Here is an 11,903-nt window from a genome sequence, read left to right as displayed (position 1 = left end):
TCGGCCCCGGTGCCGTTCCCGCAGTTGGGGGGCGGTCCGGGGCCGTTTCGTGACCGCGGACACGGCATCCCCGGGCGCCGCCGGGTACAGTGCGGAGATCAGCAGACTTGCATGGTGAGGCCCCAGTGTTGACGCAGACCACCACCCGGGTCCTTGAGCCCAGTGATCTCGACGCGGCGATGGAAATCCTCGGACGCGAGCCGGTCGAGAACGCCTTCGTCACTTCCCGGGTCCAGGTCGCCGGACTCGACCCCTGGCGCCTGGGCGGCGAGATGTGGGGCTGGTACGCGGACGGCGAGCTCCGCTCCCTCTGCTACGCCGGAGCCAACCTGGTCCCCGTCTGCGCCGGACCTGACGCCGTACGCGCCTTCGCCGACCGGGCCCGCCGCACGGGCCGCCGCTGCTCCTCCATCGTCGGCCCCGCCGGGGCCACCCGGCTGCTGTGGCAGCTCCTGGAGCCGAGCTGGGGCCCCGCCCGCGAGGTCCGCTCCCATCAGCCGCTCATGATCATCGAGCGCCCGTCCACCACGGTACGGGCCGACCCACGGGTCCGCCGGATCCGCAAGGACGAGATGGAGGTGATCATGCCCGCTTGCGTGGCCATGTTCACCGAGGAGGTCGGCATCTCGCCGATGGCCGGTGACGGCGGGCTGCTCTACCAGGCCCGCGTCGCCGAACTCGTCGCCAGTGGCCGTTCCTTCGCCCACGTCGAGGACGGCAAGGTCGTCTTCAAGGCCGAGATCGGCGCCGCCACCACCCGTGCCTGCCAGATCCAGGGCGTGTGGGTGGACCCCGAGTTCCGCGGCCTCGGTCACTCCGAGACCGGGATGGCCGCCGTCGTCGCGTACGCGCTGCGGGACGTGGCGCCCGTGGTCAGCCTCTACGTGAACGATTTCAACGCCGCCGCGCGGGCGGCCTACCGCCGCGTCGGTTTCCGTGAGGTCGGCGCGTTCATGAGCGTACTTTTCTGAACCCCGCCCCGCCTGATGCCACAGCCGGACCACCGACCCGGGCCGTGGCATTCCGGCGCCCGGTACCGCGAAGTAAGGTCGCGGCATGCTGCCTTCCGGAGTCCGAATCGGTCCCCTCGACCTCGCCGCCCGCGTGGACGAGGCCCTGCGCGTGCAGGCCGTCGCCTTCGGCCTCAGCGAGGAGGAGGTCGGCATCCGGCGCTACATCGTCCAGCGCCACATGACCTGCCGCGGAGCCCGCGCCCTCGGGGCGTTCGCCGAGGACGGGGCCCTCACCGGATTCGTCTACGGGATGCCGAACGACCGCAGCCACTGGTGGTCCAGCATCGTCGAGCCCTATCTGCGGGCCGGCGGGCACGAGGAGTGGCTCGACGGCTCCTTCGTGATCACCGAGCTGCACGTGCACCCCGGATTCCAGGGCAACGGCATCGGCCGCGCGCTGATCACCGACATCACCGACGCCGCCGACGAGCCCCGCTCGATCCTCTCCGCCATCGACACCGAGAGCCCCGCCCGAGGGCTCTACCGGGCCCTCGGCTACGCCGACCTCGCCCGCCAGGTCCACTTCCCGAGCGCGAGCCTCCCGTACGCCGTCATGGGGGCCATCCTGCCGCTGACCAGGCGCTGAGGCGCCGGCCAGGCACTGAAACGAGTACCGCGGGCGGCGGCCCGGCCGGTAACCTCCCCGCATGTCTACGCAACACGTGCAGCGGATGTCCCGCCTGATGGCCAAGACCCTCCGCGAGGACCCGGCCGACGCCGAAACCCTCAGCCACCGGCTCCTGGTCCGCGCCGGTTACGTCCGGCGCAGCTCCGCCGGGGTGTGGACGTGGCTGCCGCTCGGCAAGCGGGTCCTGGACAACGTCTCGCGCATCGTCCGCGAGGAGATGGACGCGATCGGGGCCCAGGAGGTGCTGCTCCCGGCCCTGCTGCCGAAGGAGCCGTACGAGGTCAGCGGACGCTGGTCGCAGTACGGGGACCTGCTGTTCCGGCTCAAGGACCGCAAGGGTGCCGACTACCTGCTCGGGCCGACCCACGAGGAGATCTTCACCCTGGTGGTGAAGGACCAGTGCACCTCGTACAAGGACCTGCCGGTCATGCTCTACCAGATCCAGACCAAGTACCGCGACGAGGCGCGGCCCCGGTCCGGCGTGCTGCGCGGCCGCGAGTTCCAGATGAAGGACTCGTACTCCTTCGACGTGTCCGACGAGGGGCTGGCGGAGTCCTACCGGCTCCACCGCGAGGCGTACGTCCGCATCTTCGAGCGGCTCGGCCTGGACCACCGCATCGTGTCGGCGGTCTCGGGAGCGATGGGCGGCTCGGCGTCGGAGGAGTTCCTGGCCCCGGCCGGCGCCGGCGAGGACACCTTCGTGGACTGCCCCTCCTGCTCCTACGCGGCGAACACGGAGGCCGTGACCTTCGCCCTCGCGCCGGTGTCGGGCGAACACCCGGCGCCGCAGGAGGTGGACACCCCGGACACCCCGACGATCGAGACCCTCGCCGCGCACCTGGGCGTACCCGCCTCGGCGACGCTGAAGAACCTTCTGGTCAAGGTCGACGGCGAGATCACGGCCGTCGGCGTGCCGGGCGACCGGGAGGTGGACCTCGGCAAGCTGGGCGAGCACCTGGCCCCGGCGGTGGTGGAGTTGGTGACGGCCGAGGACTTCGAGGGCCGCCCCGATCTGGTACGCGGATACGTGGGCCCGCAGGGTCTGGAGAAGGTCCGCTACCTGGCCGACCCCCGTGTCGCGCCCGGCACTTCCTGGGTGACGGGGGCCAACCGGGCGGACACGCACGCCCGGAACGTGGTCTGCGGGCGGGACTTCGAGGTGGACCAGTACCTGGACGTGGTGGTCGTGGAGCCGGGCGACCCCTGCCCGTCCTGCGGGGCGGGGCTGCGGCTGGACCGGGCGATCGAGATCGGGCACATCTTCCAGCTGGGCCGCAAGTACGCGGACGCCTTCGGGCTGGATGTGCTCGGCCGCGAGGGCAAGCCGGTCCGGGTCACGATGGGCTCGTACGGCATCGGCGTCTCCCGCGCGGTGGCGGCGCTGGCCGAGCAGACGGCGGACGAACGCGGCCTGTGCTGGCCCGCGGCGGTGGCCCCGGCCGACGTCCACGTGGTGGCGGCGGGCAAGGCGGTGCCGCTCGCGCTGGCGGAGGAGGCGGCGACGGCGCTCGCCGCGGCGGGCCTGCGGATCCTGCTGGACGACCGGCCCGGCCTGTCGCCCGGCGTGAAGCTCACGGACGCGGAACTGATCGGCGTGCCGTGGATCCTGGTGGCGGGCCGCCGCTCCGCGGACGGCGTGGTCGAACTCCAGCACCGCGCCACGGGCACCCGCGAGGAACTCCCCCTGCCGGAAGCACTCGCCCGCCTGACGTAGCCGCCTGCGGCCCCGCCCGCGTCCTGCCCGGCCCGCGTCTGAGGCGCGGGTCCGGGCAGTGTCCGGGAGACGGAGAGAGGGCGGGGCGGGGAGAAGGCTCCGCGCAGCGGCTACTCGCGCAGCCCGTCCCGCTCCTGCTCCGGCGGGGCCGCGTCCAGCATCAGGCCGTCCGCCGGCCCACCGAGCGCATCCGGAACCGGAGCCCCGTCGAGCGCGTCCGCGTCCGCGTCGTCGACCTCGGCCGGCCCGGGGCCTTCGGAAGCCGGGCCGGCCGGGGCCGGGTTCTCGGGGGAGGCCGTCGCCGCAGGCGACGGGGCCGCTCGTTCCAGGAACCGCAACAGCTCCACCGGAAACGGCAGGACCAGCGTCGAGTTCTTCTCGGCGGCGACCGCCACCACCGTCTGCAGCAGCCTCAGCTGCAACGCCGCCGGCTGCTCCGACATGACCTCCGCCGCCTCGGCGAGCTTGTGCGAGGCCTGCAGCTCGGCGTCCGCGTTGATCACCCGCGCCCGCCGTTCACGGTCCGCCTCCGCCTGCCGCGCCATCGACCGCTTCATGGTCTCCGGCAGGGACACGTCCTTGATCTCGACCCGGTCGATCTGCACGCCCCAGCCCACCGCCGGGCTGTCGATCATCAGCTCCAGCCCCTGGTTGAGCATCTCCCGGTTGGACAGCAGATCGTCCAGGTCCGACTTTCCGATGATCGACCTCAGCGAGGTCTGCGCCATCTGCGAGACGGCGAAGCGGTAGTCCTCCACCGCCACGATCGCGCTCGCCGGGTCGACGACCTTGAAGTACACCACCGCGTCCACCCGCACCGTCACGTTGTCCCGGGTGATGCCCTCCTGTGCGGGCACCGGCAGCGTCACGATCTGCATGTTCACCTTGCGGAGCCGTTCCACGACGGGAACGACCGTCGTGAGGCCCGGGCCGCGGACCTCCTCGCGCAGCCTGCCGAAGCGGAAGACCAAGCCCCGCTCGTACTGCTTGACCACCCGGGCCGCGGCGCCCAGATAGACCACGGCAGCCACGCCAGTGGCGATGGCCGCTGTCAGCAGTTCTTCGACCATGACGGCCCCCTGCCGGACATACCTACATATCTAAGGTATGCCCTACAGCCAGGCCGCGAACTCCAGCAGCAGCTCCGCGTCCCGGCGCCGCCCCGCCGCCAGCGCGCGGTTACCGGACTCCACCGCGCGGAACAGCGTCCAGCCCCGCAGCCGCTCCCGGTCCACCTCCAGCGCGTCGGCCAGCTTGTTCACCCGGCGCCGGGCGCCCGCCGCCCCCGCGGAGGAGGCCACCTGGTCCTCCAGACGGTCCCGGACCAGCCGCGCCAGGTCGTACGCGCGTTCCCCGACCAGCGGATCGGGACCCACCGTCAGCCACGGCGCGCGCTCGCCCGCGAGCACCTTGCCCTGCCGGAAGTTCCCGTGCAGCAGCAGCTCCTCCGGCGGGGCCGCCACCAGCTCGGCCCGCAGCGCCAGTGCCGTGTCGGCCAGGGCCCGGACCTCCGCCGGGGCCGCCCGCAGGGCCGCCGACTGCCACTCGGTGCGCTCCGCCACCGTCTCCCAGCCGTGCCCGTCCGGCGGCGCCACCCACAGCCTGCGCAGCGTGCCGCTCGCCTCGAGCAGGGCCTTGGCCTCCGGCAGCGAACGCAGCGACACCTCCGGGTGCAACCGCTCCAGCAGCAACGCCCCGTCGTCGTCGTGGTGCCGCGTGTCGAGGACCCGTACGGCCCCGAAGCCGCCCCAGTGGGCCAGCGCGGCGAGCTCCCGGTCGGGCCGGGCGTGCGGGGGCGCCAGCTTCAGCGCGGCCGGGGTCCCGTCGGCGTACGTGACGAGGACCACCAGGCTGCTGCGGCCGCCCGGGGCCTGCACCCGCCGGGCCTCCACCCCGCGCCGCGACAGCGCGGCTTCGGTGAGTCGGGGCAACTGCCCCAGCCAGTCCTCGTCCTGCGCCGTCTCCGGCATCTCACCGAGCGCCCGTACTAGCCGCTGCGGCGGTTCGAAAACCATGCGTGCGTGGTCCCTTTCAGCTGTGCTGGGCCCGTTGCGCCTCGTCAGCGCGTTCCGCGAGCCCAGGGAAGGCTACGCCGACACCGCGCCAGCGTGCCGCGCGCACGGCCGCCGCGGTCAGCGCGTCGGCCGCCTCGCGGCGCAGCGGGCCCTCCGCCGCACGCACCAGATCGGAGTAAGCGCCGGCCACCCGGTCCTCGATCTGCGCGGCCAGCCGCTCGGCGTCGGCCGCACTGCGCACCTCGAACGGCAGGGCGTACGCGGCCTCGGCGGGCCGGGGCGATCCGCCCAGCCGGCGCACGGTCCGGGCGAGCGCGTCGCGGCGCGCGAGGTGGCCGCCGTACGACTCCCGGGCCTGCGTCGCGCGGGCGCCGGTGGACCGGGCGCCGATCACCCCGTAGCCGTAGGCGGCCGCGTGCTCGGCCGCGAGCGCGGCCTGGGCGGCCTCCAGGGCCCCGCCGGCGGGGGAGGGTTCGGGCTTCACGACGCGGCTCCGGGGTTCGAGGTCAGCAGGTGGGCGTGTACGGCGCCGCAGGCGGCCACCGAGGCCAGCAGCCGGGCGAGCTCCCCGGGGGCCCCGGCCAGGTCGATGGTCCGGGATTCGGACAGGCTGCGCTCGGCGTCCGCGAGCGCGGTCAGCGCTTCCTCGGGCTTGGCCGGCACCGGCTCACCGCTCACCGCTGGCGCGGCCGCCCCCGTACCGCCGGACCGGGACGGGGTGGGCGAGGGCGGGGCCGAAGGCGTGAGGGACAGGGCCGCGGCGTGCGCGTCGACGGCGGCGCGCAGCGGTGCGAGCCGTGCGGCCAGGGCCGGATGGGCGGCCGCGGTGGCGTCGTAACGGTCCCGCAGTCGCGTACTGTCACGGACGGCCGTCTCACGCATCCGCCGTTCGAGTGGAATCGTGAGGGCGGCCTCGGTCGGGAGGTCGCCGGAACACCCGGTCAGCAGCGCGGCGCCGGCCGCGCCGGCAGCTCCGGCGAGCAGGCTCCGGCGCGAGGGTCTCGAAGGCAGAGTCCAGGGCACGGCGACGTCCTCCGGGTGATGAAGCGCTGATGGCGGGGCAGGGTGCGATCACGGTACCCGGGGCCCCGTCCACAGGGCGGACGGCAACACCCTCCGACACCGGATACCCTTTGACCTGACACACGACGGAAATCACAACAGCACACGCGGCCGAGGAGTCACCCGGATGAGCACCACCCAGAGCGACAGGCTGCGCGGACTGCTGGAGCCTCTCGTCGCCGCCAAGGGCCTGGACCTCGAAGAGATCGAGATGTCCCGGGCGGGCAAGCGCCGGATGCTGCGGATCATCGTGGACTCCGACGAGGGCGTGGAGCTGGACGCGTGTGCCGAGCTGAGTCGCGAGGTCTCCGACAAGCTCGACGAAACCGATGTGATGGGTGAGGACGAGTACGTCCTCGAAGTGAGCTCGCCGGGCGCGGACCGCCCGCTGACCGAGCACCGTCACTACGTACGGGCGATCGGCCGTCTCGTGAAGTTCCAGCTCGCCGAGGGCGGGGAACTGATCGCCCGCATTCTCGAAGCCGACGACGAGGGCCTGGACCTCGAAGTCCCGGGCGTGAAGGGCCGCAAGGCGACCGCCCGGCGTATCGCATTCACCGACATCGCCAAGGCGCGTGTCGAGATCGAGTTCAACCGCAAGGACAAGAAGGAAGAGGAGGCGTAGCCGTGGACATCGACATGAGTGCCCTGCGGGGTCTGGTCCGGGAGAAGGAGATCTCCTTCGACCTGCTCGTCGAGGCGATCGAGTCGGCCCTCCTCATCGCGTACCACCGGACCGAGGGGAGCTTCCGCCGCGCTCGCGTCGTGCTGGACCGCGCCAACGGTCACGTGGTCGTGTGGGCGACGGAAGACCCGAGGGATCTCGAAGAGGGCCAGGAGCCCAAGGAGTTCGACGACACGCCGTCGGACTTCGGCCGGATCGCCGCGACGACCGCCAAGCAGGTGATCCTGCAGCGTCTGCGCGACGCCGAGGACGACCTGACCTTCGGCGAGTTCGCAGGCCGTGAGGGCGACGTCATCACCGGCGTCGTCCAGCAGGGCAAGGACCCGAAGAACGTCCTCGTCGACATCGGCAAGCTGGAGGCCATCCTGCCGGTGCAGGAGCAGGTCCCCGGCGAGGAGTACACGCACGGTCTGCGCCTGAAGGCGTACGTCGTGCGCGTCGCGAAGGGTGTCCGCGGTCCGTCCGTGACCCTCTCGCGCACCCACCCCAACCTGGTGAAGAAGCTCTTCGCGCTGGAGGTCCCGGAGATCGCCGACGGCAGCGTCGAGATCTCGGCGATCGCGCGTGAGGCCGGTCACCGTACCAAGATCGCCGTTCGGTCCACCCGTTCGGGCCTCAACCCGAAGGGCGCCTGCATCGGCCCGATGGGCAGCCGCGTGCGCAACGTGATGGCCGAGCTGCACGGCGAGAAGATCGACATCGTCGACTGGTCGGACGACCCGGCGGAGATGGTCGCGAACGCGCTGTCACCCGCCCGGGTGAGCAAGGTCGAGGTCGTCGACTGGGACTCCCGGTCCGCCCGGGTGACCGTGCCGGACTACCAGCTGTCGCTGGCCATCGGCAAGGAGGGCCAGAACGCCCGCCTCGCCGCGCGGCTCACCGGCTGGCGCATCGACATCCGTCCCGACACCGAGGTGTCCCCGGACACCGACCGGGACCGGGACGGGGAATAAACCGCTACCGTCCGGGCTTGCCCGGACGGTAGACAGGGCGCACGACCGCTGCTCCGGCAGCGGATATCAAGACAACACGACAGCCGTTCGATCTTTCCCCCGCCACTTGTCGGGAGAGAGGTCGGTGCGGGGAGGTAGACTTAGGCGTGTCTGGCCGGACGCAAGCCCGCGCATGCCCCGAACGCACCTGTGTGGGGTGTCGGGAGCGAGCGGCCAAGAACGATCTGCTGCGCGTCGTGGCGGACGGAGACGCATGCGTCCCCGATCCACGCGGCACGAGGCCGGGCCGGGGTGCTTATGTGCACCCCGCCGTGGTCTGCCTCGACCAGGCGATCCGCCGCCGTGCGTTCCCCCGGGCCCTTCGGTCCGCCGGAGCGCTCGACACGGAGAACCTGCGCAAAGCCGTGGCCGGTGAGGCCGGGCACACCGTAATGAAGTAGTACGGCACGGATAACCGTGCGGTCAGGTACCTCGCGAGTTGGAAGTAGGTCGAGATTGCGATGAGCACTCGATGAGTACGCGATGAGTACGCCCATGAAGTAGCGACGGTCCGGCGTAACCCGGACCTAAAAGGAGCGAAGTGGCTAAGGTCCGGGTATACGAACTCGCTAAGGAGTTCGGAGTTGAGAGCAAGGTCGTCATGGCCAAGCTCCAGGAACTCGGTGAGTTCGTCCGTTCGGCGTCCTCGACGATCGAGGCGCCGGTTGTACGCAAGTTGACCGACGCGCTGCAGGGCCCCGGCGGTAACGCCGGCAAGTCCGCCGCGAAGCCGGGTGCGCCCCGCAAGGCCGCCCCCGCCAAGCCCGGGGTTCCGACCCCGGGTGCCGCTGTACGTCCCGGCGCGCCGAAGCCCGGCGCACCGGCCCCCAAGCCGGTCGTCGCGGAGGCTCCGGCCGCCGCAGCGCCCGCCCCGGTGACTCCGGCCGCCTCCGGCCCGCGTCCCGGCCCGAAGGCCCCGGCCGCCCCGAAGCCCGCTCCGGCGGCGCCCGTGGCGACCGAGTTCTCCGCGCCTCCGGCGGCTCCGGCCGCCCCGGCGCGCACCGAGCGTCCCGCCGCCGCTCCCGGCCCCCGTCCGGCGCAGCAGCGTCCGGCCCAGGGTCAGGGTGGCCAGGCCGGTGCCCGTCCCGGCGCCCCGCGCCCGGCCGGCTCCGCCCCCGGTGGCCAGGGCCAGCGGCCCGCCGGTGCACCCGGTTCCTCGGCCCCGCGTCCCCAGGGCGCCCGTCCGGCCGGTCCCCGTCCGGGCAACAACCCCTTCACCTCCGGCGGCTCCACCGGCATGGCGCGCCCGCAGGCGCCCCGTCCGGCCGGCGCGCCCCGTCCCGGTGCCCCCGGCGCCGGTGGCGGCCAGGGTGCTCCGCGCCCGCAGGGTGGTCCTGGTGGCGCTCCGCGCCCGCAGGGTGCCGGTGCGGGTCGTCCGACCCCGGGCGGCATGCCCCGTCCGCAGGGCGGCGCACGTCCCGGTGGCGGCCCTGGTGGTGCTCCCGGTGGTAACCGTCCCAACCCGGGCATGATGCCGCAGCGTCCCGCTGCCGGTGGTCCCGGTCCCCGTCCCGGTGGCGGCCCCGGTGGCCGTGGTCCCGGTACGGGCGGCGCAGGTCGTCCCGGCGGTGCCGGTCGTCCCGCGGGCGGCGGCTTCGCCGGTCGTCCGGCCGGTCCGGGCTCGCGTCCCGGCGGCGGTGGCGGCTTCGGCGGCCCGCGTCCCGGTGGCGGCGGCTTCGGCGGCGGTCCGGCCGGTGCCGGTGGCGGCGGTCGTCCCGGCTTCGGTGGTCGTCCCGGTGGTCCCGGTGCCCGTGGTGGCACGCAGGGCGCCTTCGGTCGTCCCGGTGGTCCGGCTCGTCGTGGTCGCAAGTCCAAGCGTCAGAGGCGCCAGGAGTACGAGGCCATGCAGGCCCCGTCCGTCGGCGGCGTGATGCTGCCGCGCGGTGGCGGCGAGACCGTGCGCCTGTCGCGCGGTGCCTCCCTCACCGACTTCGCGGAGAAGATCAACGCCAACCCGGCGTCGCTCGTCGCCGTGATGATGAACCTCGGCGAGATGGTCACTGCCACGCAGTCCGTCTCCGACGAGACGCTCGAGATGCTGGCCGGCGAGATGAACTACGTCGTCCAGATCGTCAGCCCGGAGGAAGAGGACCGCGAGCTCCTCGAGGGCTTCGACATCGAGTTCGGCGAGGACGAGGGCGGCGAGGAATACCTCATGCCGCGTCCGCCGGTCGTGACCGTCATGGGTCACGTCGACCACGGTAAGACCCGACTGCTCGACGCCATCCGCAAGACGAACGTCGTTGCGGGCGAGGCCGGTGGCATCACGCAGCACATCGGTGCGTACCAGGTCTCCACCGAGGTCAACGCCGAAGAGCGTCGCATCACCTTCATCGACACCCCGGGTCACGAGGCGTTCACCGCCATGCGTGCTCGTGGTGCGAAGTCGACCGACATCGCGATCCTCGTGGTCGCGGCCAACGACGGCGTCATGCCGCAGACGATCGAGGCGCTCAACCACGCCAAGGCCGCCGGCGTCCCGATCGTCGTCGCGGTCAACAAGATCGACGTCGAGGGTGCCGACCCGGTCAAGGTGCGCGGTCAGCTCACCGAGTTCGGTCTGGTCGCCGAGGAGTACGGCGGCGACACGATGTTCGTCGACATCTCCGCCAAGCAGGGTCTGCACATCGACTCCCTGCTCGAGGCCGTCGTCCTCACCGCCGACGCCTCGCTCGACCTGCGCGCCAACCCGGAGCAGGACGCTCAGGGTATTGCGATCGAGTCCCACCTCGACCGCGGCCGCGGTGCCGTTGCCACCGTCCTCGTCCAGCGCGGTACCCTCCGCGTCGGCGACACGATGGTCGTGGGCGACGCCTACGGCCGTGTGCGCGCCATGCTCGACGACAAGGGCAACAACGTCGAGGAAGCGGGTCCGTCGACCCCCGTCCTGGTCCTGGGTCTCACCAACGTCCCCGGCGCCGGCGACAACTTCCTCGTCGTCGACGAGGACCGTACGGCCCGTCAGATCGCCGAGAAGCGTGCTGCGCGTGAGCGCAACGCCAACTTCGCCAAGCGCGTCCGTCGTGTGTCCCTCGAGGACCTCGACTCCGTGCTCAAGGCCGGTCTGGTCCAGGAACTCAACCTCATCATCAAGGGCGACGCGTCCGGTGCGGTCGAGGCTCTCGAGTCCTCGCTGCTCCAGCTCGACGTCGGTGAAGAGGTCGACATCCGGGTCCTGCACCGCGGTGTGGGTGCGGTCACCGAGTCCGACATCTCGCTGGCGATGGGCTCCGACGCCATCGTCATCGGTTACAACGTCCGTGCGGCCGGCCGTGCCGCGCAGATGGCGGACCGCGAGGGCGTCGACGTTCGCTACTACTCGGTGATCTACCAGGCCATCGAGGAGATCGAGGCGGCCCTGAAGGGTCTCCTCAAGCCGGAGTACGAAGAGGTCGAGCTCGGTACGGCGGAGGTCCGCGAGATCTTCCGCTCGTCCAAGCTGGGCAACATCGCCGGTGTCCTCATCCGGTCCGGCGAGGTCAAGCGCAACACCAAGGCGCGGCTCCTGCGCGACGGCAAGGTCGTCGCCGAGAACCTCACCATCTCCGGTCTGCGCCGCTTCAAGGACGACGTCACCGAGATCCGCGAAGGCTTCGAGGGTGGTATCAACCTCGGTTCCTTCAACGACATCAAGATCGACGACGTCATCGCGACGTACGAGATGCGCGAGAAGCCCCGCGCGTAAGCGCGAAGCACATCGCACGTGTCGTAGCTCGTAACACCGGGGCCGGTCGGCGGAAAATCCGTCGATCGGCCCCGGCCGTTGCGTGTACGGTTCTGGTGACCCGGCCGCG

At 72.2% G+C, this 11,903-nt stretch carries 11 protein-coding genes; 7 read left to right on the top strand and 4 right to left on the bottom strand.

Annotation, left to right across the window (positions count from 1 at the left end; all coding sequences use genetic code 11):
* Positions 1–128: 128 nt before the first annotated feature.
* The 3 genes from ACIQZO_RS27525 to ACIQZO_RS27515 all read left to right on the top strand — a co-directional run bounded on the left by ACIQZO_RS27525 (position 129) and on the right by ACIQZO_RS27515 (position 3,355).
* The gene (locus ACIQZO_RS27525; protein ID WP_403631352.1) at positions 129–971 is read left to right on the top strand and encodes a GNAT family N-acetyltransferase; all 843 of its coding nucleotides are present in this window, start codon (positions 129–131) and stop codon (positions 969–971) included.
* An 85-nt stretch (positions 972–1,056) separates the two neighbouring features.
* The gene (locus tag ACIQZO_RS27520; protein WP_403631092.1) at positions 1,057–1,599 is read left to right on the top strand and encodes a GNAT family N-acetyltransferase; all 543 of its coding nucleotides are present in this window, start codon (positions 1,057–1,059) and stop codon (positions 1,597–1,599) included.
* A gap of 61 nt (positions 1,600–1,660) precedes the next feature.
* The gene (locus tag ACIQZO_RS27515; RefSeq protein WP_403631089.1) at positions 1,661–3,355 is read left to right on the top strand and encodes a proline--tRNA ligase; all 1,695 of its coding nucleotides are present in this window, start codon (positions 1,661–1,663) and stop codon (positions 3,353–3,355) included.
* 110 nt (positions 3,356–3,465) lie between these two features.
* Here ACIQZO_RS27515 and ACIQZO_RS27510 read toward each other — a convergent pair whose 3' ends face one another.
* Genes ACIQZO_RS27510 through ACIQZO_RS27495 form a run of 4 tightly spaced genes read right to left on the bottom strand, consistent with a single transcriptional unit; the run spans position 3,466 to position 6,393 of the window.
* On the bottom strand, positions 3,466–4,425 hold the full coding sequence (locus ACIQZO_RS27510) for a slipin family protein (RefSeq protein ID WP_403631086.1): 960 nt from the start codon (positions 4,423–4,425) through the stop codon (positions 3,466–3,468).
* 42 nt (positions 4,426–4,467) lie between these two features.
* Positions 4,468–5,370, bottom strand: a complete 903-nt coding sequence (locus tag ACIQZO_RS27505; protein WP_403631084.1) for an aminoglycoside phosphotransferase family protein — start codon at positions 5,368–5,370, stop codon at positions 4,468–4,470.
* A 16-nt stretch (positions 5,371–5,386) separates the two neighbouring features.
* Positions 5,387–5,854 carry a ferritin-like domain-containing protein gene (locus ACIQZO_RS27500; protein ID WP_403631081.1) on the bottom strand — a complete coding sequence of 156 codons (468 nt, stop codon included), beginning with the start codon at positions 5,852–5,854 and terminating at the stop codon, positions 5,387–5,389.
* Positions 5,851–6,393, bottom strand: coding sequence for a hypothetical protein (locus ACIQZO_RS27495; RefSeq protein WP_403631078.1), 543 nt, complete (start codon positions 6,391–6,393; stop codon positions 5,851–5,853). The genes ACIQZO_RS27500 and ACIQZO_RS27495 overlap by 4 nt, the downstream gene beginning before the upstream one ends.
* Positions 6,394–6,559: 166 nt before the next feature.
* Here ACIQZO_RS27495 and rimP point away from each other — a divergent pair, with 166 nt between their 5' ends.
* The 4 genes from rimP (at position 6,560) to infB (ending at position 11,794) form a co-directional block, all read left to right on the top strand.
* A complete protein-coding gene (gene rimP / locus ACIQZO_RS27490; RefSeq protein ID WP_030718678.1) occupies positions 6,560–7,057 on the top strand; it encodes a ribosome maturation factor RimP in 498 nt (165 codons plus the stop codon).
* 2 nt (positions 7,058–7,059) lie between these two features.
* Positions 7,060–8,070 (top strand): transcription termination factor NusA, encoded by a 1,011-nt coding sequence (nusA, locus tag ACIQZO_RS27485; protein ID WP_403631076.1) that lies wholly within the window; start codon positions 7,060–7,062, stop codon positions 8,068–8,070.
* A 146-nt stretch (positions 8,071–8,216) separates the two neighbouring features.
* Complete coding sequence (locus tag ACIQZO_RS27480) at positions 8,217–8,510, top strand: YlxR family protein (protein ID WP_403631073.1); 294 nt, start codon at positions 8,217–8,219, stop codon at positions 8,508–8,510.
* A 140-nt stretch (positions 8,511–8,650) separates the two neighbouring features.
* Positions 8,651–11,794 carry a translation initiation factor IF-2 gene (infB, locus tag ACIQZO_RS27475; protein WP_403631069.1) on the top strand — a complete coding sequence of 1,048 codons (3,144 nt, stop codon included), beginning with the start codon at positions 8,651–8,653 and terminating at the stop codon, positions 11,792–11,794.
* The last annotated feature ends 109 nt before the right edge of the window (positions 11,795–11,903 follow it).

Source organism: Streptomyces sp. NPDC097617 (assembly GCF_044761485.1).
Classification (GTDB): domain Bacteria; phylum Actinomycetota; class Actinomycetes; order Streptomycetales; family Streptomycetaceae; genus Streptomyces.
Note: the sequence above shows the minus strand (reverse complement) of the source record. Positions and strands in the feature narration are given on the sequence as shown.